This window comes from Xanthomonas bromi (assembly GCF_900092025.1).
Lineage (GTDB): Bacteria > Pseudomonadota > Gammaproteobacteria > Xanthomonadales > Xanthomonadaceae > Xanthomonas > Xanthomonas bromi.
The window spans coordinates 13,670-32,783 of the sequence record NZ_FLTX01000063.1 but is presented as its reverse complement, the minus strand read 5'-3'; the positions used below and the strand labels follow the sequence as shown (position 1 = coordinate 32,783).

The 19,114-nt window shown below is 66.1% G+C and carries 15 protein-coding genes and 2 pseudogenes; 8 read left to right on the top strand and 9 right to left on the bottom strand.

Translation table 11 applies throughout. The features are described from left to right. Window positions 1-42: 42 nt before the first annotated feature. Window positions 43-4,074 (bottom strand): SbcC/MukB-like Walker B domain-containing protein, encoded by a 4,032-nt coding sequence (locus XBLMG947_RS17960; RefSeq protein WP_065469956.1) that lies wholly within the window; start codon window positions 4,072-4,074, stop codon window positions 43-45. Between the two features lie 284 nt (window positions 4,075-4,358). Continuing rightward, on the bottom strand, window positions 4,359-4,640 hold the full coding sequence (locus tag XBLMG947_RS23260; RefSeq protein WP_167352043.1) for a hypothetical protein: 282 nt from the start codon (window positions 4,638-4,640) through the stop codon (window positions 4,359-4,361). Between the two features lie 30 nt (window positions 4,641-4,670). Between XBLMG947_RS23260 and XBLMG947_RS23255 the strand changes: the two genes are divergently transcribed. After that, window positions 4,671-4,814, top strand: a complete 144-nt coding sequence (locus XBLMG947_RS23255) for a hypothetical protein (RefSeq protein WP_167352042.1) — start codon at window positions 4,671-4,673, stop codon at window positions 4,812-4,814. 125 nt (window positions 4,815-4,939) lie between these two features. Here XBLMG947_RS23255 and XBLMG947_RS17950 read toward each other — a convergent pair whose 3' ends face one another. Genes XBLMG947_RS17950 through folE form a run of 3 tightly spaced genes read right to left on the bottom strand, consistent with a single transcriptional unit; the run spans window position 4,940 to window position 7,722 of the window. Beyond that, on the bottom strand, window positions 4,940-5,644 hold the full coding sequence (locus tag XBLMG947_RS17950) for a DUF4194 domain-containing protein (RefSeq protein WP_065469955.1): 705 nt from the start codon (window positions 5,642-5,644) through the stop codon (window positions 4,940-4,942). Next, the gene (locus XBLMG947_RS17945; RefSeq protein WP_065469954.1) at window positions 5,631-7,100 is read right to left on the bottom strand and encodes a DUF3375 domain-containing protein; all 1,470 of its coding nucleotides are present in this window, start codon (window positions 7,098-7,100) and stop codon (window positions 5,631-5,633) included. Before XBLMG947_RS17945 ends, XBLMG947_RS17950 begins: the two co-directional genes overlap by 14 nt. A 19-nt stretch (window positions 7,101-7,119) precedes the next feature. Then, on the bottom strand, window positions 7,120-7,722 hold the full coding sequence (gene folE, locus XBLMG947_RS17940) for a GTP cyclohydrolase I FolE (RefSeq protein WP_065469953.1): 603 nt from the start codon (window positions 7,720-7,722) through the stop codon (window positions 7,120-7,122). A gap of 129 nt (window positions 7,723-7,851) precedes the next feature. Here folE and XBLMG947_RS17935 point away from each other — a divergent pair, with 129 nt between their 5' ends. The 5 genes from XBLMG947_RS17935 (at window position 7,852) to XBLMG947_RS17915 (ending at window position 13,299) form a co-directional block, all read left to right on the top strand. Beyond that, window positions 7,852-8,307, top strand: coding sequence for a MarR family winged helix-turn-helix transcriptional regulator (locus XBLMG947_RS17935; protein WP_065469952.1), 456 nt, complete (start codon window positions 7,852-7,854; stop codon window positions 8,305-8,307). An 87-nt stretch (window positions 8,308-8,394) separates the two neighbouring features. Continuing rightward, on the top strand, window positions 8,395-8,613 hold the full coding sequence (locus XBLMG947_RS17930; protein ID WP_083993229.1) for a DUF1656 domain-containing protein: 219 nt from the start codon (window positions 8,395-8,397) through the stop codon (window positions 8,611-8,613). Next, window positions 8,610-9,533: an efflux RND transporter periplasmic adaptor subunit gene (locus tag XBLMG947_RS17925; RefSeq protein ID WP_065469950.1), complete on the top strand. Its 924-nt coding sequence runs from the start codon at window positions 8,610-8,612 to the stop codon at window positions 9,531-9,533. The genes XBLMG947_RS17930 and XBLMG947_RS17925 overlap by 4 nt, the downstream gene beginning before the upstream one ends. Then, window positions 9,530-10,996, top strand: a complete 1,467-nt coding sequence (locus XBLMG947_RS17920; RefSeq protein WP_065469949.1) for an efflux transporter outer membrane subunit — start codon at window positions 9,530-9,532, stop codon at window positions 10,994-10,996. Before XBLMG947_RS17925 ends, XBLMG947_RS17920 begins: the two co-directional genes overlap by 4 nt. Further along, window positions 10,993-13,299 carry an FUSC family protein gene (locus XBLMG947_RS17915; protein WP_065469948.1) on the top strand — a complete coding sequence of 769 codons (2,307 nt, stop codon included), beginning with the start codon at window positions 10,993-10,995 and terminating at the stop codon, window positions 13,297-13,299. Before XBLMG947_RS17920 ends, XBLMG947_RS17915 begins: the two co-directional genes overlap by 4 nt. Before the next feature lie 277 nt (window positions 13,300-13,576). On the opposite strand, the gene XBLMG947_RS17910 is transcribed toward XBLMG947_RS17915, so the two are convergent. The 3 genes and pseudogenes from XBLMG947_RS17910 to XBLMG947_RS17900 form a co-directional block, all read right to left on the bottom strand. Continuing rightward, a complete protein-coding gene (locus XBLMG947_RS17910; RefSeq protein WP_065469947.1) occupies window positions 13,577-14,938 on the bottom strand; it encodes an MFS transporter in 1,362 nt (453 codons plus the stop codon). A gap of 192 nt (window positions 14,939-15,130) precedes the next feature. Then, window positions 15,131-15,679, bottom strand: a pseudogene (locus tag XBLMG947_RS17905) (YdeI/OmpD-associated family protein). 142 nt (window positions 15,680-15,821) lie between these two features. Further along, a complete protein-coding gene (locus XBLMG947_RS17900) occupies window positions 15,822-16,715 on the bottom strand; it encodes a LysR family transcriptional regulator (protein ID WP_065469946.1) in 894 nt (297 codons plus the stop codon). A 117-nt stretch (window positions 16,716-16,832) separates the two neighbouring features. Here XBLMG947_RS17900 and XBLMG947_RS17895 point away from each other — a divergent pair. Further along, window positions 16,833-17,090, top strand: a pseudogene (locus tag XBLMG947_RS17895) (RNA 2'-phosphotransferase); the annotation flags it as partial. A gap of 148 nt (window positions 17,091-17,238) precedes the next feature. Continuing rightward, window positions 17,239-18,504 carry a phospholipase D-like domain-containing protein gene (locus tag XBLMG947_RS17890; RefSeq protein WP_065469945.1) on the top strand — a complete coding sequence of 422 codons (1,266 nt, stop codon included), beginning with the start codon at window positions 17,239-17,241 and terminating at the stop codon, window positions 18,502-18,504. A 30-nt stretch (window positions 18,505-18,534) separates the two neighbouring features. Here XBLMG947_RS17890 and XBLMG947_RS17885 read toward each other — a convergent pair whose 3' ends face one another. Beyond that, window positions 18,535-19,044, bottom strand: coding sequence for a CcdC protein domain-containing protein (locus tag XBLMG947_RS17885; RefSeq protein ID WP_065469967.1), 510 nt, complete (start codon window positions 19,042-19,044; stop codon window positions 18,535-18,537). Between the last annotated feature and the right edge of the window lie 70 nt (window positions 19,045-19,114).

Below are 19,114 nucleotides of genomic sequence, written 5' to 3'. Positions count from 1 at the left end.
CGGTGACGCCACCTGAGCCGGTGGCACCACCCGTGCACTGTGTCAGCGCTTGCCGCGTGTCTGCGGGGTGCCTGCCTTGGCGCCGCGCTTTTTGGCCGGCAACGGTGTCGCCGCCGCACGTGCCGAGGGTGTCTTGCCGGCACCACGTGCTGGTCGCCCCGTCGACACGGCTGTTGTACGCGGCTTGGCGGTGGCGGCTTTCGCTGCCGCAGATGCAGAGACGGCCTTCTTCGATGTGACGTTGGATGTGCGTGGCGCCGCGATCGGCTTGCCCGCTTTTGAAGAACGCGCGGACTTGACCACGTTAGGCGCGGACACAGTTCCTGCCGACGGCACCGCCTGCGCGTGCGACCCACCCCTTGCGCGTTTGTCCGATGCCGGCTTGCTGGTCACCGCCGATGTGCGTGAGGGCGATGTGCCGGTCTTTCTTGCTTGAGCCTGTGCCGCAGCGCGCGTAGGCGATGCGGTCCTGGTTTTCTTGCTCTGCTTGTTCTCCGTCGCTACTGACGGTTCACGCTTGTTGCTGCGCGCCTTCTCTACTGCGAGCGACGTCTCGTCGACCGCAGGCGATGTCGGGTGCGTTGAGACGCCGCGAGCTCCCATGTCATCTGCATTTGCAGTGCCCTGCACTACTGCAGGCTCGCTCGCAGCCGTGATCGATTGCGCAGCGTCCGTAGCATCGGCAACCGCCGGCTCGTCGCCACGCGAGCGCTCGGGCAACTTCAAGCGCTGTGCCTGCTCGTCGTATTCGATCAACAACACGCCGGAGTTATGCCGGCCGCTGATCTCCACGAAACACGCACCGCCGATGAAGGGCTCCAGCGTCATCACCGATTTCAGCGGTGTGGCCACCACCATTTGGAAGCCGAAGTTCTCGAAGATGTTCATCGCCAGCGCGGTGAATTCGTTGTCGGCCTTGTCGAAGGCTTCGTCCAGCACCACCGCGCAATAGCGCGGCAGTTCGCCATCTTCGCCACCGAGCTGATAGCGCAATGCTGCCGCCAAACAGGTGGTGGCCAGTTTCTGCCGCTGCCCGCCGGACTTGCCGGCGCCGCTGCGGTAGATCTCCACCTGCGCACGGCTCTGCGCGTCCAATTCCACGCCGATGAATTCCACATGCAGGCGCACGTCCAGCACCTGTTCGCGCCAGCGGCGCGCGTCCGGCTCCTGCGCGCCCAGACGCGCCACCAAAGTGCGCAAGGTGGCGAACTGCGCCTCGGCCAGGGCGCGGTCTTCGGTCTGCTGATGCGACAGCACCGCACGCAGCTGTTGCTGGAATTCCTGCACTTCGGCCAGGCGGCGGTCGCTGACCTCGATGGTCAGGATGGTGTCGCGGTTGAACGGCACCTGCTCCAGGCTGGCATTGACCTCATCCATGCGCTGCTTGATGCCCTTGTGGGCCTCGGCGGTATGGCGTTGCAGGGCGAGCAGGTTGTTTTTGCTCTGAGTCTGCAGCAAGTCGAAGAAGCGGTGCTCGTGCCGCGGCAGGCCGTCGCTTTCCAGCCGGTCCAGCCGCGCGAGGAAATCGTCGGCACTGGACAGGCTCACGGTGAAGTCGCCGCTGTCTTCGGGCCATTGCTGGCAATACCTGCGGAAGCATTCCAGCAGCTGTGCGCTGAGCCGGCTGTCGCGGCCCTGGCTTTCGGCCAATTGCTCGGCCAGGCCACGCTCGACCACGCGGAAATGCGCTTCCAGATTGTCCAGCGACAGCGGGGTCAATGCGGCAAGACGTTCCCGCAACCCCTGCAACTGGGTGGGCGTGAGCGTGGCGGTGCCGGCGCGGCCAGCGCACGCCGCGTGTTGCTGCTCGAGCCGCACGCGCTCGCGCGCCAGTTGCGCGCGCTCCAGCCGCACATCGTCATAGGTGCGCTTGGCCTGGTCGCGCAAGGTGCGTGCGGTATCGATGGCCTGGCCGAGCGCGCGCAAACCGCTGTTGCCTTCGCGCAGCTGCACCAACTGCTCGTCGATATCGGTCAGGCGCTGCAGCTTGGGGCCGACGTCGATCTCGTCCCAGTCGCGCTCTACCAGCGTGTGCGCAGCGAGTTGGCGTTCCTGGTCCTGTTCGCGCTGTTTGCGCAGCGCTGCGACATCGGCATCGCAGCTGGCGATGCGCTGGGCCAGCGCCTGCGCTTCGCGCTCGAACACCTTGAGCTTGTCGCGGTTGTCGTGACCGAGCAACCACCGCTTGCGGTCATTGACCGCGTGGCGGTCGTCCTTTTCATAGCGATCGCCGGGATGCTTGACCTGGCCCTCGCGGGTGATGGCGCGGTCGGCGTTGCGCAGCGCGGTGGCGTTCTCAACGCAGGCATAGTCGAAGCGGCGGGTGAGCTCGTTGCGCAGCCACTCGGTGAAGGCATGCCCGCGCAGCTGCAGCTTGCCCGGCAGCGCGTCGGGATCGACCCGCCGCGAGTGCAGCTCGTCGTTGCGACGCACACGGAAGTACACCAGTCGGGTGCCGATGTGGGTGCGGTTGACCCATTCGCTGACCTGCGCGTAATGCCGCTCGTCCACCAGCAGCGATTGTGCGAAGCCATGCAACACCCGCTCGATCGCACCGCGCCAGGCCATCTGGTCCTCGCGTACCTGCACCAACTCGCCAACGAACGGCAGCGCGGCCTCGGCAATGCCGGTGTCTTCGCACAGCCGTGCGCGCAGGGCCTGCATCGGCGCGGGCATGCTCGATGGCGCTTTTTTCAGCGCATCCAGCTCGGCGCGGATCTCGGCAAAGCGGCGCTCGTCGTCGCGGCGCGCGCCCATGCGTTCGGCGATCGCGTCGTCCAGCGCACTGGCGTCGTGCTTGCCGTTGTCCAGCACGGTTTGCGCATGCGCGATCTGCGCGGCAAAGCCGCTGGCCCCGGCCGCCAGGGCGGTCCCGAGCTGGCGGCAGGCCTGTTCGATCTGCGCACGGCGGCGCAGGCGTTCGTCGCGCTCGCGCTCGACGCGCGCACGCTCGCGTTCCAGTTCTTCGATCTGCTCGCCGCCGGCGGCGCGCTGCTCGCGTTCCAGCCCGGCCAGCTTCTGTTCGTGGTTGTCCAGCGATTCGCGGCGCTGGCCTTCTTCGCCGGCCAGTCCGCGGTCCTGGTTGTCCAGCTCCTGCAAGCGCTCATCCAGCAAGGCCAGCCGCTGCTGCTCGCGGTAGCTGTCCACGCCCAACTGCAGCTCGCGCAACTCGCCGACGCTGTGGCGTAACGCCATCAGCGCCGCATGGTGCTCGCGCGCAGGGGTCAGCGTTTCCACCTGGCGCCGCGCGGTAACCACCGCATGGTGCGCGCCATCGAGTTCGGCAAAATCCTCCACCAGCCGATCGGCCGCTTCGAAGGTGCGCGGCTCGTCCAGCATGAAGCCGCGCAGGAACGCATTGAGATCGCCCAGATTCTTGGCCGACTGGGTTTTATGCAACAGCCGCAGCGCCATCTCGTTGCCGATGCCCAGCGCGTGCCGGAAACGTTCGGCATAGCCGGCGAACCCGTCGAAATGCGCCACCTCCTCGCCCAGCCGCGCCTTGAGCTTGCGCAGGTCCAGGTCGAAACCATCCAGCTCGCTGGCCACATCGAAGCTGCGCCGGGCCACCATGTAGTGGCGGCGCACGTCGGCCGCCGCGTTGCCACTGCCGGCGATCCAGAACAGGCGAATCAGGCTCACCGCCTCGCCCTGCGCGTTGCGGTATTCCAGCACCAGCGCCGTCCAGGTGGCGCCCTTGCGCAGGTATTGCGTGGCGATCTCGCCGGAGGCGCTGTCCTGCTGATCGGCCCAGGCACCGCGCACGTACGACACCAGACTGCGATCGCGCCCGCTACGCTCGGCCTCGCGCGCGGCCGCGTTGAAGTCGACGATGCTCGGCGGTGTCAGCAGTGCCGACATCGCATCCAGCAAGGTGGACTTGCCCGAACCCGACCGCCCGACGAACAGAAACCCCTTCTCGGCGATCGGCACCTCGGTCAAGCCGTTGAACGTGCCCCAGTTGTGCACCTGCAAGCGCCGCATGCGGAACTGCTGCGCACGCTGCTCGGCCAGCGTCTCGGCAAACAAGGAAGCACCCGGCGACGCCGGCGACAGGTTGGACTGGGAATTCATTGCTCACTCACCAAAAACGGAACGACAGGGACGCCAAGGACAGACCATCACGAACGGTGAAGCATTTCTTTGTGGTGCGGAATGCGGAATGCGGTTCGAGTTTGAGCAGTGGATGGAATGCGTGAGCGGCTTCGCGACCGGACTCGCTCCTGAAAAAAGCAGGTTCTTTGAACCAACTGGTGTGGAGGGCGCACGAATGCGACAACCGTTGCGGATTTTTCGAACACCTGCACCACCAACCTTGTCCACGTCGGCCGACCGCGGCCACCATCGCCCCTTCATCGTTACTGCATCGCTACATCCTGCTTTGCTGCTTTGCTGCTTTGCTGCTTTGCTGCTTTGCTGCTTTGCTGCTTTGCTGCTTTGCTGCTTTGCTGCTTTGCTGCTTTGCTGCTTTCAACATCGTGCTGCTGATGCATGCTGTTGCTGTTGCTGATGCATGCTGTTGCTGTTGCTGTTGCTGTTGCTGTTGCTGTTGCTGTTGCTGTTGCTTCCGCAGTTTGCATTTCGGGGCCCCATACCGCAGCGGCAAGGCCGGCAGATACAACCCGCAGGGCGGCGCGCAAGGATGCGCGTCGTTTTTGTAAGGGACAGGGATGTCCCTTACAAAAATTTCTGCCGGACTTGCGCACCCGCAGCGCCGCAGGCGCGCAGGGCGCGAGGACGGGGTGTGCTTTCTTTTTGGTTACTTTTTCTTTGCACAAGCAAAGAAAAAGCGACTCGCGCCCGACAGGGCGTGAAAGCTCTGCCTTACTCAAACACAGCCCGCAACAATCAAACACTGCCTGCAATCACACCCTCATCCGCCCTTCGGGCACCTTCTCCCCGAGGGAGAAGGGAAATGCTGTCCCAGGCGCAAGAGGCATCAATCCAGCGCAACCTCCCCCTCTCGCAACTCCCGATACGCCAACACCAACGCCTGCACATCCTCTGCAGAGAACAACAACTTCAACACCGGCGACACCTCGTACCGCTCCTCGCTACCGCGCAAGCGCGACAGCAACTGGTTATCGCGCATCTTGCCGATGGCCGTCATCACCCGCCGCGTGAACCCGGCCTTGTCGGTGGAGACGTTCTTTTCGTACACCGACAACGCCTCCACCAACTGCGCCTCGTCCACCACCGCGCGCTCACCACGCGTATCGGCCTCGGCCAGCTGCTGGCGCAGAAACAACAGCAGCACCGACTCGATGAAGGTCAGCGGCGCGCTACGCAGCAGGGAGGGCGATTCCAGCTCGGCGGTGTCGGCCTGGCGGGTGAACGCCACCCCGCCGTCACGGTCCAGCACCAGCTCCAGGAACAGCTCGCACAACACCCGGCGAATCGCCGCCTCGTTGCGCAGGAGCGCCGGCCATAACGCGCCGTGCCGCTGCGCATCGATGCTGGGCCCTGCCAGCAACTGGCACAGCGCGCGGCGCGCGTCGAACGGCAGCGTACCGGTGTCGCCCAAAAACAGCGCACCGCCCGGTGCGTCGCCGGCGACATCGCTGGCGCGCAGCGGCGACGAGCTGCCGGCGGCGTCCTCGTCGTCCTCGTGCATGTCGGACCGCGCCTGCTCAGACCAGTTCATTGCGTTTCTCCCGGGTAAACCACACCAAGGGAATGCGCGCACGCCGCACCGCGCCGTCGCCGCCTTCCCATTGCACCGTTTCCATCTGTCCGTCGACCACCATGCCGTGGCGCGTGCCCAGCGACAGATAGCCGATCACGCTGCCCAGCCCCTGCGCGGCCGGGCGCTGCTGCAGTGCATCGCCAATGGTGAGCCGCGGCTGTTGCCCAAGCAGCACGTACAGATCGTTGCGCAAGGTGCGCACATCGATCTCCGATTGCGCGACCAGGTCGCCCACGCTGTCCAGCGAGATATCCGCCGCATCGGCAGCGTGCACGCGTCCATCGACCTGGGTCAGCCGTGGGTCGTGCAGCCGCCATTGCGACAACGAACGCAGCCGGCTGCTGCTCAGCGCCTGGGTGTAGCCGGTGGCGGCGGCGGCATGCAGGCTGTCGCGCAACTGCAGGGCTTCGCCCTGGGCCTGCTTGAGCAGCTGATTGAGCCTGCGCTGTTCCAGATACCCGCGGCTCTGCACGAACCCACGCAGGCTGCGCGCGAAGTGCTGCATCACCGTATGCACTTCGCCGCCGCGCTCCAGCAAGGTGCCGGTGAGTCCGCGCAGGAACGCGCGTTCGCGACGATCGAGCTTGCGCGCGAACCCGCGTGCGAGCAGGGCGTCCAGGGCCTGATCGAGCTGGCTGCTTTGCTGGGTGTCGTTGAGCAGACTCCAGAACGCCTCGAAGGTGCGCCCGGCCTCGCTGTCGGCGATCACGTCCACGCCGTTGAACAACTGCTCCAGCACATCGCCGCGCGCGCCTTCGTCGTCGATGATGCGCTCGCGGAACTGGCGATTGAGTTGCTCGAAATCGTCGCGTACGCGATGGAAGTCTTCCGCCAGTTCGTCGGAGAGATGAATCAGGTCGCGTGCACGCTCCAGCGCGCGCTTGCCATCCAGCGCCGCCACGCGGCCCGAGGCCACCCGTTCGATTTCGGCATCGATGCGGGCACGTTCGTCGCGCAAGGCGGCCAGGCGTACTTCCGGGTCGGCTTCGGTCTGGCCGGCCAGCTGCACCAGCTGCTGGATCACCAGCGACAGGCGGCTTTCGGTAGCACTGCTGCCGCTGTCGCGCAGGCCCACGATGAAGCGGATGGCCTGGGTCGCGGCACGCGAGAGTTCGTATTCTTCTTCGCCCGCGCCTTCGGGCAGGCGGCGTTCCAGCCAGCCCTGTGCCAACCAATGCGCCAGATAGGCTTGTGCGGTGCGCGGCAGTTCGCGCGACAGCTCGTCGGCGCGCAAGGCATCCAGCTGGCGTTGCAAACGCTCATGCAAGACAGCCGAGGGCAGCCGGCGTTCGCCATCCATCAGCACCGTCTGCAGCAGGCCGATCAGCTCGGGCGCGTGGTCGGCGGCGAGCAGTTTCCACACCGGCTGCTCGCGCAATTGCCGATAGCCGGCGATACGTGCCTGATGCTTCATAGGCGCTGCAGCGACTGCCTCAACGCTTGCCGCCCACTTCGATGAATTGCAGGAATTCGGCTCGGGTGCGCGCGTCGTCGCGGAAGCTGCCCAGCATCATGGAGGTCACCATGCTGACGCCGCGCTTGTGGATGCCGCGGGTGGTCATGCACTCGTGTGCGCCTTCCACCACCACGCCCACGCCGCGCGGCTGCAGCACGTCCTGGATGCACTGGGCGATCTGCGCGGTCATCTTTTCCTGCACCTGGAAGCGGCGCGCGTAGCCTTCCACCACCCGGGCCAGCTTGCTGATGCCCACCACCTTGCCGCGCGGCAGGTAGCCCACGTGCACCTTGCCGATGATCGGCGCCATGTGGTGTTCGCAATGGCTTTCGTAGGAGATGTCGCGCAGCACGATCAGTTCGTCGTAGCCGGCCACTTCCTCGAAGGTGCGTTCCAGGTATTCGCGCGGTTCTTTGCGGTAGCCGCTGAACCAGTCGCCATAGGCTTCTGCCACCCGGCGCGGTGTATCGAGCAGGCCTTCGCGGCTGGGGTCTTCGCCGGCCCAGCGCAGCAGGGTGCGCACGGCCTCTTCGGCCTGGGTCTGGGTCACGGTGGAATCGGGCTGGTCGGACTGGCTCATGCAAGTGCACCCAAAGGGGGCGAGCATGGTACCCGAGGACAGCCCGGCTGCCCCCAGGTGCGGTTGCATCAGCTTGCAAAGGTTCAGTGACTATTGATTCATTTCTGAATTGATAGCATCCTAACTATTATGACGCGCATCCCCCTGTCTCCCCGTGCTCAGCTCAGTTACGGTCTGCTGGTGGCTGCCCGCCAGTGGCAACGCTTGGCCGACCAGGCGTTTGCCGACCTTGGGCTGTCCAGCGCCAGCACCGGCCCGTTGCTGATGATCGGCCGCTCCGGCGGCGGCATCCGCCAGGTGACGCTGGCCCAGCAACTGGGCATGGAAGGCCCCTCCCTGGTGCGCTTGCTGGACAAGCTGGCGGCCCAGGGCCTGCTTCGCCGCGAAGCCGACAGCAGCGACCGTCGTGCCAACCAGCTGTGGCTGACCGATGCAGGCCAGGCGCTGGTCGGCCGCATCGAGATCTGCCTGGATGCACTGCGTGCGCAGGTGTTCGGCACGCTCAGCGAGGCCGATGTGCAGGTGGTGCTGACCTTGTGGGAGCAGATCGCGCAGGCGCATGCGCGGCTGGGCCAGGCCGACTGAGTCGGCTGTCGGCGTCGCGCGCGACGCCCGTTGTGACCTTTCGATGCCCCGGCGCGCTGTGCCGGGCGTTGGTGTTCGTTTCCCAGCATGTGCCCGATGTACGGTGAATTCAGTTTCTACGGTGTGTTCGTGCCCACCTTGCTGGCGTTGATGACGCTGGCCTACCTGCTCAACAGCGCGCTCGCCGCGCTGCTGACCCGCGCCGGCGCGTATCGCTACATCTGGCACCCGGCGCTGTTCAACCTGGCGCTGTACATCGCGCTGCTGGGCGACCTGTTTGTCCTTACCCGTTGGATGCAATCGTGAAAAAGCTGATCAAGACCGCGGGGCCGGCGCTGCTGACCCTGGCAATGGTGGTGGTGGCCGCGTTGGTGTTGCAGCACCTGTGGCGCTATTACATGCAGGCGCCGTGGACGCGCGATGCGCACGTGGGCGCCGATGTGGTGCAGGTGGCGCCGGATGTGTCTGGGCTGGTGGAGTCGGTGGCGGTGGCCGACAACCAGCCGGTCGCGCGCGGGCAGTTGCTGTTCGTGGTGGACCGCGCGCGTTACGCAATCGCGCTGGAACAGGCGCACGCGGCGCTGGCCGAGCGCCAGGCCACGCTGACCCAGTTGCGCCGCGAGATCGCGCGCGACCGCAGCCTGCAGGATCTGGTCGCCGCCGAAGATGCCGAAGTGCGCCGCTCCAACGTGCAAAAGGCGCAGGCTGCCGTCGCCACTGCGCAATCGGCGGTGGATCTGGCCCAGCTCAACCTGGATCGCACCCAGGTGCGTAGCCCGGCCGATGGCCATGTCAGCGATCGCACCGTGCGCGTCGGCGATTACGTCACTGCCGGGCGTCCGGTGGTGGCGGTGCTGAACACCGGCTCGTTCCGGGTCGACGGCTATTTCGAAGAAACCCGCCTGCAGGGCGTGCACCCCGGCCAGCGCGTGGACGTGCAGCTGATGGGTGAGCCGGTCACGCTGCACGGGCATGTACAAAGCATCGCCGCCGGCATCGAAGACCGCTACCGCAGCGGCAGCGCCGGCGCATTGCCCAATGTCACCCCGGCGTTCGACTGGGTGCGGCTGGCGCAGCGCATCCCGGTGCGCATCGCGCTGGATCGCGTGCCTGCGCATGTGCACCTGATCGCCGGTCGCACCGCCACGGTGAGCATCCTGCCCGACACGGCGAATGCGCCCGCGGTCGCCCCGCCTGCCCGTGTGCAGGCCAAGGCAGCGCCATGAACCGCGCCGTGTGTCGCCCGCTGGGATTGGCCGCACTGCTGACCACGCTGATTGCCTGCAGCACGGTCGGCCCGAACTATGCCGTACCAGCCGAGTCGGCCTATCAGCGGCCGGCCGCCAATGCCGCGTTTCTGGACACCGGCAACGACCATGTGCAACCCGGCGCAGCGCTGCCGGCGCGCTGGTGGGCGCTGTATCGGGACCCGATGCTGGATGGCCTGATCGAACAGGCCCTGCGCGACAACGTCGAGTTGAAGGTGGCCAGCGCCAACCTGCGCCGCGCCGCTGCGGTGTACGAACAGGCCATGGATGCGGGTGGTTTCGATGTCGAGGTGGAAGCTGGCGTCAGCCGCGCGCAGGTCTCGGCCGAAGCGTTTTTGCAGGAAGAAAAGTTGCCGGTGTTCAACCTGGCCGATGGCCAGTTCGGCGTGTCCTACCAGTTCGATCTGTTCGGCAAGCTGCAACGCGGCGCCGAAGCCGCGCACGCCGATACACACGTGGCGCAGGCGGCGATCGATCTGGCGCGCGTGAGTGTGGCGGCTCAGGTCGCCGGCAGTTATGTGGAGATTTGCCACGCCAACCATGAGCTGCAGGTGGCCGAGCATTCGCTGCACTTGCAACAGCGCAGCCGCGCGGTCACTCAGCGCCTGATCGCTGCCGGTCGCGGCACGCCGCCGGATCTGGCGCGCGCCACCGCGCAGGTGGCGATGCTGGAAGCGTCGCTGCCGCCGCTGCGCGCGCGCCGCCAGGCCGCCGTTTACCAGTTGGCAGCATTGCTCGGCAGGACGCCCGGCGAGGTGCCGGCCGGTGTAGACGACTGCGCGCACGCGCCTGCATTGCGGCAACCGATCCCGATCGGCGATGGCCGCGCACTGCTGGCGCGCCGCCCGGACGTGCGCCAGGCCGAGCGCCGGCTGGCCGCGGCTACCGCGCGTATCGGCGTGGCCACCGCCGAGCTGTATCCGGACATCCGCCTGGGCGGCTCGATCGGCGCTACCGGCCTGCTGGCAGACTTCGGCGAGCCTGCCACGCATGCGTGGTCGTTCGGCCCGCTGATCTCCTGGACGCTGCCCTCCAGCGGTGCGCGTGCCCGCGTGCGCGCCACCGAAGCCGGCGCCGACGCCGCGCTGGCGCAGTTCGACAACACCGTGCTGCAGGCCTTGCGCGAAGTGCAGACGACGCTGTCGCGCTATGCGCAGGATCTGCAGCGCCTGCATCTGCTGGAACAGGCGCAGCAACAGGCCGAACTGGCGTCGTCGCAGAACCGCCGGCTGTATCAGGGCGGGCGCACGCCGTACCTCTCGAGCCTCGATGCCGAGCGCACCTTGGCCACCGCCGACATGACGCTGGCCAATGCACAGGCGCAGGTGTCGCAGGATCAGATCCAGCTGTTCCTGGCGCTGGGCGGCGGCTGGGAGACCGACGCGCGTAGCGCCGCCACTGCGGCCACTGCCGCGCGATGAATACATTGCTGCGCGATCGCCAGGCCTGGCTGTTTTCGGCCAAGACCTTCGCTGCATCGATCGCGGCGTTGTCTGTCGCGCTGGCCGGCAACCTGTCGCGACCTTACTGGGCGATGGCCACCGTCTACATCGTCTCGCAACCGCTGCTCGGCCCCACCCGCGCCAAGGGCGTGTATCGCGTGTTCGGCACCGTGCTGGCCGGCGCGGCCACGTTGGTGATGCTGCCGAATCTGGTGGAGACGCCCTTGCTGCTGAGCGCGGCAATGGCGCTGTGGTTGTCGGGCTGCCTGTTCCTGGCGCTGCTCAATCGCGGCCCGCGCGGCTATGCCTTCTTGCTGGCCGGCTACACCACCGCCTTCATCGGCTTTCCGGCAGTCACCTCGCCCGAAGGCATGTTCGACACGGTGGTGGCACGCAGCGAAGAGATCATCCTGGGCACGGTGATGGCGGTGCTGTTTGCCTCGCTGGTGTTCCCCGCCTCGGTGCGGCCGATGCTCATCGCACGCATCGACCACTGGATGCAGGACGCGGCGCAGTGGTGCCGCTTGGTGCTGCAGCGCCGCGCTTCGCACACGCCGCGCAACCGGCTGGCGGCGGATCTGGTGCAGTTCGAGGCCTTGATCGCCTTCGTCCGTCACGATGACCCACGCCATGCCGGCGCCGCTTCCACGCTGGAACAACTGCGCGCACGCATGCTGATGCTGCTGCCGCTGTTGTCGTCGATCGCCGACCGCCTGGATGCCTTGCAGCGCGATGGCGCGGCGCACGCGTCGGAGCTTGCGGCGTTGCTGGAGGATGTTGCTGCGTGGGTGGATCATGTCGAGGACACCGGCACTATCGATGTCGATCAAAAGGCTGACGCAGTGCGTGCGCGCATCCAGGCCTTGCGCCCGGTGGTGAACCAGGACATCGATCGCCTGCTGCTGGACAGCCTGCTGCTGCGCCTGCAGGAGCTGCTCGACCTGTGGCAAGACTGCCGCGCGCTGCAGCAGTCCCTGGTGCAAGGCACCGCGCCGGTTGCGCTGCGTGCAACGCCGTCTACGACATCTGCGGCCTCGATGCATGCCGACAATGCATCGGACAACGCAGCTGCGCGTTCTGCGATGGCTGGGTCGCTGCTACGGCGCCTGGGTTGGCAACGCGGTAGCGCTGCGCCTGCGGTCTCGCCTGCGCAGCTGGACGCATCGCCGCAAGATATCGAACGACCTACGTCAACACGTGAAGCGCTCTGGCAGCCATCGCGCTGGTCCTCGCCAACCACCACTGACAGTGCTGCAGCCGCCCGCACCACGCGCCATCTCGATTTCGGCATGGCCGCGTTTTCCGCACTGAGCGCCGGTGTCGCGCTGATGGCGTATTGCGTGCTGTGGATCGGCATCGGCTGGGAAGGCGGCGGCAACGGCGCGATGATGGCCGCCGTGACTGCCGCGTTCTTCGCCGCGCAGGACGACCCCGCGCCGAGCATGCTGTCGTTCCTGACCTGGGCGGTGGTGGCCAGCCTGGTCGCTGGCATCTATCTGTTCGGCATCTTCCCGGCCATCCACGATTTCCCGGTGCTGGTGGTGGTGCTTGCGGCGGTGTTCCTGCCGTTGGGCGTGCTGCTGCATCGCCCCAAGAGCATGCTGATCGCATTGCCGCTGGTGGTGAACCTGACCGCGCTGCTGAGCCTGCAGAACACCTACAACGCCAACCTGCAGAGCTTCGTCAATGCAGCGGTGGCAATGGTGCTGGGGATTGGATTTGCGGTGGTGCTGACGCGTCTGTTCCGCTCGGTCGGTGCCGAATGGAGCGCACGCCGCCTGGTGCGGCAAGGCTGGCGCACGCTGGCCGATGCCGCCAACGGACGCGGTGCGCAGGACCGTCAGCAATTTGCCGCACGCATGCTGGATCTGCTTGGTCTGCTCGCACCGCGGCTGGCGTTGACGCCGGAAGGCAGCGACCTGGCTTCGGTGGATATGCTCAACGAAGTACGCGTGGGCTTGAACATCCTGCAACTGCGCAGCGCGCGGCATGGGTTGCCGCAAACCAGCAAGGAGGCGGTGGACGCGATTTTGGCAGAGGTTGCCAAGCATTACCGTCAGCAGGCTGCGCACAAGCGGCCGTTGTCGGGCCCGCATGCGCTGCGTGAGCGTCTGGATGTGTCGCTGGCACGTGTTGGCAAGGTGCCAGCTGGCGCGCATCGCGATGCAGCGCTATTGGGGTTGATTGGGCTGCGTTGCAGCCTGTTTGCAGAGACAGTACAGCGGCGCGAAGACATCAAGCACGAGCCGTCTGCTTTAGCCCCTCTCCCCTCGGGGCGATAAGGCACAGCTTGCGCGCCACTGGCGCGCGTGCCTTGGAGCGCCCGCGCCGCAAGCGCGGGCCGGGGCGCGGAGCGGGGGTTGGGGTGAGGGTCGACTGTATCGATGCACGGCAGCAGCCGATTGTTTCGCTTTGCCGGCGCGTGGCGACGCGTTTGTCATCGCTGGTTAGGCCAGTCACCTGAGGCGCCCCTCATCCGCCCCTTCGGGCACCTTCTCCCCATACAGGAGGACAATGTCCCGACGGGAGAAGGCAATGGCTCAGCCCACGCGCAACAGCTCACCGCTTGCGCTGATGCATCGCCGCCTCGTCGTCCAGCCAATTGCTGCCCTTGTTGGTCAGGAAGAACATGTAGACCACCAACGACACGGCAATCACTGCGGTCGCATAGATCACGAACTCGGTCACGTGGCCGGTCTTCAACGAGGCCTGATACAGCAACGGCGCGGTGCCGCCGAACGCCGAATTCGCCAACGCATAGCCAAGACCAACGCCCAGCGCGCGCACATGGGTGGGAAACAATTCCGCCTTCACCACCGCATTGATCGAGGTGTAGCCGGTCAGGATCACAAAGCCTACGGTGAGGATCGCGAACGCGGTCAGCCAGTCGGTCTGCTTGGGCAGTTCCATCACCAGGAACCAGGTGTAGAGCACGCCGCCGATGCCGAAGAACACCAGCAAGGTCTTGCGCCCGACGATGTCCGACAACCACCCACCGACGGGCTGCATCAGCATCAACACGGTCAGCGCAACCAGGTTGATGATGGTGCCGGCCATCACGTCGCCACCGGCGAACGCGGTCTGGATCATCTTCGGCCCGGTGACCGAATAGGTGTAGAACGCAATCGTGCCGCCGGCGGTAATCAGGAAGCACAGCAGCAACGGGCGCCACTGGTTGACGAACAATTCGCGCATCGAGCCGGAGGCCTTGGCCTTGCCCGTGCGCGAGTCGGCGATGGATTCGGAGCTCAGCGACTCGTCCATCGTACGACGCAGCCAGAACACCACCAACGCGCCAATGCCGCCCAGACCGAACGCCACGCGCCAGCCCCATTCGGACACCTGCGATGCATCGAAGAACTGCAGCATCACCAGCAAGGTGGTCTGCGCCAGCACATGCCCACCCACCAGGGTGACGTAATGGAACGAGGACAAGAACCCACGCCGGCCCGGAATCGCCGCCTCCGACATGTACGTGGCGCTGGTGCCGTATTCGCCACCGGTGGCAAATCCCTGCAGCAGGCGCGCCATCAACAAAATGATCGGCGCCGCGATGCCGATCGTCGCCACGGTCGGCGTGATCGCAATGACGAACGAGCACAGCGCCATCATCGACACCGAGATCGTCAACGCCAGGCGCCGGCCGTAGCGGTCGGCGAAACGGCCGAAATACCACGCACCGATCGGCCGCATCAAAAACGTCATCGCAAAGATCGCCCACACGAACATCGTGGCGTTCTTGTCTTCCTTGGAAAAGAACTGCGACTCGAAGTACGTGGCGAACACCGAGTAGACGTAGACGTCGTACCACTCGACCAGGTTGCCGGCCGAGCCCTTGAGCGTGTTGGACACCGAGCGGCGAAGGCTACCGGCAGCTGGGCCAGACCCGGTGGCGATCGGAGACGATGGGGGTGCGCTCATGCGGTCAGAACCTCTCGGTGGGGCAGCCCCGGAGTATAGGTGCGCGCTTGTGTGACGCATGTAAGCATTTCGGCGCATAGGCAGGCGCCGTGCAAGCGGCTAGTCCGTCCGGTGTGTGGTCAGGTGGCAGACACCCGGAGCGGCTGCTTGTGTTGCTCCACAGCGACGCCCACTGAGCTCACTGTTCGCGCTTCAGCCCGCTTTCGGCGTCGGCGCAGCAAGCGATTTGCCGTACATGCCCGACCGATCGAAACAGCACGCACGCCGCTTGCCGGAGGCGAGCATGTCGCAGGTGGTCGCCATCCGCTTGACCCGCGTCTGCGCTTTTTCCCCGACAGGATCCGGAAGATCCAGTCGCGCCGCGCCACTGCGGTGATGTCGTCCCAGGTCGCACGCGTTCGGGTGGTCGGCCAGCGCGGCGTGGAGATCTTCCGGCACCTGCGGCTCGGGCTCTTCTTCGACAGGCGCAATCGCCAGCGTCACCGTCTCGCCAGCAGCAACCCCGGACGCGCGCTGCAGCGCGCGCTCCACCTTGCGCCAATGCCCACCCTGCCCGTCGGGCTGCAAGGTCGCCTGCGCTGGATGCCCGGCGAAGATGCCTGCAACGGCGACCATGCTGCGCGTCGGGAGCTTCTTGCTTGCGGCAGCAGGCAGCAGCAGGAACCGCCCAGATGCCCCGGCAGGCGCTGCCGGTTGCAGCAGCGTCGCCTTGCAACGGATGGTGGCAGCAGGCTTGCTCATGCGGCGGACGATAGCAGCGAATGCTGCCAGGCAAGGCAGCGGACAACACGACGGCGCGCGCACCTGGCTCGCTGCGTCCGCTCTGCATCCGCACCGTCTGCCGAAAGGCATGCTCGCGCCCGCATTCGATACGTTGCGCTGCCTAAGGCAGCACCTGCCTGAGCGTCTCGATAAACGCGCGCAGGCCCGGAGAAATCTGTCGGTGTCCCGGGTAATACAGCGCCAATCCCGGCACATCCGGGCACCACTCCTCCAGCACGCGCACCACCGCACCGCGCGCCAATGCGTCACTCGCCGCGTACTCCGGCACATAGGCGATGCCAAGACCGGCTTCAGCGGCTTCGCTCATCGTCAGAATCTGGTCCAGCGTCAGCCGTCCCGGCACGTCGATCACCAGCTCCTGGCCACGCCGCTCGAACTCCCAGCGATACAGCTTTCCGCTGGGCATGCGATGACGGATGCACGCATGACGATGCAGATCGTCCGGCGCCTTGGGGCAGCCAGCACGCTGCAAATACGCAGGCGCAGCGATGGCGATGAACCGCGTCTGGCCTGCGAAGGGCACCGCGATCATGTCCTGCGGCACCGACTCGGCCAGGCGAATGCCGGCATCGAAACCGGCCGCCACGATATCCACCAGCCGCCCTTCGCTCACCAGGTCCACCGACAGCGCCGGATAGCGTGCCAGCACGTCCGGCACCACCTGCTGCAGCAACAGCCGCACCACCATTTCGGGCGCGTTGATGCGCACCGTGCCGGTCGGCCCGCTACGGAAGGCATCCAGTTCGCTCAACGCCTGCTCGACGTCCTGCAGCGCCGGTACCAGCTTTGCGTACAAGCGCTCGCCCGCTTCGGTCAGCGAGACGCAGCGCGTGGTTCGATGCAGCAGGCGCACGCCGAGGTTGCGTTCCAGCGCGCTGATCAGATGGCTGAGCGAGGACGGCGCCAACCCCATCTCGGTGGCCGCGTGCCGAAAACTGCGATGCACGGCCACGCTGGTGAACGCAGCCAGGTCATTGAACGTGGGCTTGGACATTGGTGGCCATTCCACATCAACTCATTCGAATTCTATGGCATAGACCCATCAATTCCCCACGCCTAAGGTGGTTTCTCTTCCCAACGCAAAGGCGACTCCCATGTCCAGAACCTGGAGGTGCTGTATCACGGCACTGCCACATGGTTTCTCGACGCGATCATGGCCGAAGGACTGCGCCCCGGCCAACGCCACCACGTGCATCTGTCCAACAACGTGCACACGGCCGCATCGGTCGGGCAGCGCGACGGCGTGCCGGTCGTCTTGCAGGTAGAGGCCGGCCGCATGCACCGCGATGGGATGCGGTTTTTCCAGGCCGATAACGGCGTGTGGCTCACCGCGCATGTGCCGGCAACGTTCTTGATTCGCCCGCGTTGAGCCAGCGGGCGGGACAAGCCGGCGACCGCCAGAGCAACGCGCGGCAGGCCCGGTAAGCTGCCCACCTTTCACGCCCCCCATGCCGCCGCCCTTGCCAGAATCCTGGCCGCTCGGGGCCGCGAATGGCAGGGAAACAGGAGCTGGATGCATGCTTTGGATCATCGTCGGCACGATCGTCATCACGTTGGCGATCGGCCTGTTGGCGCTCAACTTCGCCACGCCCGAAAAAAAGCTCGAGCACATCCCGAGCCACTGTTACGACGTCTCGGACCCGCAGTTCAAGCGCGAGATGTCGGTGCTGCTCGGCCCGGCCATTTTGCCCGGCAACAAGATCGAGGTGCTGCATAACGGCCGCGAGATCTTTCCGGCCATGCTGGCGGCCATCCGTGGCGCGCAGCGCACCATCAGCTTCGAAACCTATATCTACTGGTCCGGCGAGATCGGTCGCGAGGTCAGTGAGGCGCTGTCCGAGCGCGCACGTGCCGGGGTCAAGGTACGCGTCACCATCGATTGGGGCGGCAGCCTGAAGATGGACCCGGCGCTGGTGGAGGCCATGACCGAGGCCGGCGTGGAAGTGCATCGCTACCGTCCACTGATCTGGTACAACCTGCACCGCGTCAACAACCGTACCCACCGCAAGCTGCTGGTGATCGATGGCCGTATCGGCTTCACCGGCGGCGTGGGCGTGGCCGACCAGTGGATGGGCGATGCGCAGGACCCGGAGCACTGGCGCGATTCGCATTACCGCATCGAAGGCCCGGTGGTGGCGCAGGTGCAAACCGCCTTCAACGACAACTGGATCAAGACCACCGGCCGGGTGCTCAACGGCGCCGAGTATTACCCCGAGTTGGCACCGGCAGGCGACAGCGACGCGCAGCTATTTGTGGCCTCGCCCTCGGGCGGCAGCGAAAGCATGCATCTGATGTATCTGATCGCCATCGCTGCCGCGCGTACCTCGATCGACCTGGCTGCGGCGTATTTCGTTCCCGATGCGTTGATCACCCGTTCGCTGCTGGAAGCCCGCAGCCGCGGCGTCAAGATTCGCGTGCTGCTGCCTGGCAAGCATATCGATGCGATCTCGGTGCGGCTGGCGTCCAAGGCCAGCTGGGAGCCGCTGCTGCAGGCCGGCATCGACATCCACGAATACCTGCCCACCATGCTGCATACCAAGTTGCTGATCATCGATGGCCTATTGGTCTCGGTGGGATCGACCAACTTCGACATCCGCTCGTTCCGCCTCAACGACGAGGCCAGCTTGAATGTCTACGACCGCGCGCTGGCCGCACAGATGACCGAGGCCTTCGAGCGCGACCTGCAGCAGGCCGAGCGCTACACGCTGGAACGTTGGCACGCACGGCCGCTGCGGCAGAAGCTGGGCGAGAAGTTGGTGCGTCCGTTTCGCTCCCAGGTCTAAGCAAAGGCGCATCGAGGTGCGCTGCGTGAGTTAGGCCTGCTGCAGGCGCAACTGGCGCAGACGCCACCATAGCCCGCCCAGGTGCACCAGCGAATACAGCACCAGTGCTGCGGCAATCCCCAGGGTCAGCGGGCTGGCCTGCGAACCGGCCGCCGCCGCACCCGCATTGAACGCGCCATCGGCCCAGCGCCAGGCCAGGCGTCCCAGCAACACCAGCGTCAAGCCGCCGCCGATCCACGGATTGGGCGTGTACCACCCATGGCCATCCACCCATTCGGCATGCGTATGGCGCAGCGACAGCGCGCCCAAGCCGATGCCGACCAGCGTGCCTGCGGCCATGCCGAGCCGCACCTGCGGCAACCCGTACACCGCGAACGTCAGTGCTGCCACCGCGATCAGTAGCACCACCCCGCGCACCGCCGTGCTTGCCGGCTTCCACTGCTGCCGGCCGAAACTGCGCCGGATGCGCCGGTAGTAGAGGTAGCCGATGGCGGCCATGGAGAGATACGGTGTCAGGGGTGCGATGGCAGCGGCGGGCATGGCGAGTCCTTTGCGGATGAGGTGAAGCGACAGACGCAGAATGAAACCAGCCATCGGCCCGAACAAGATG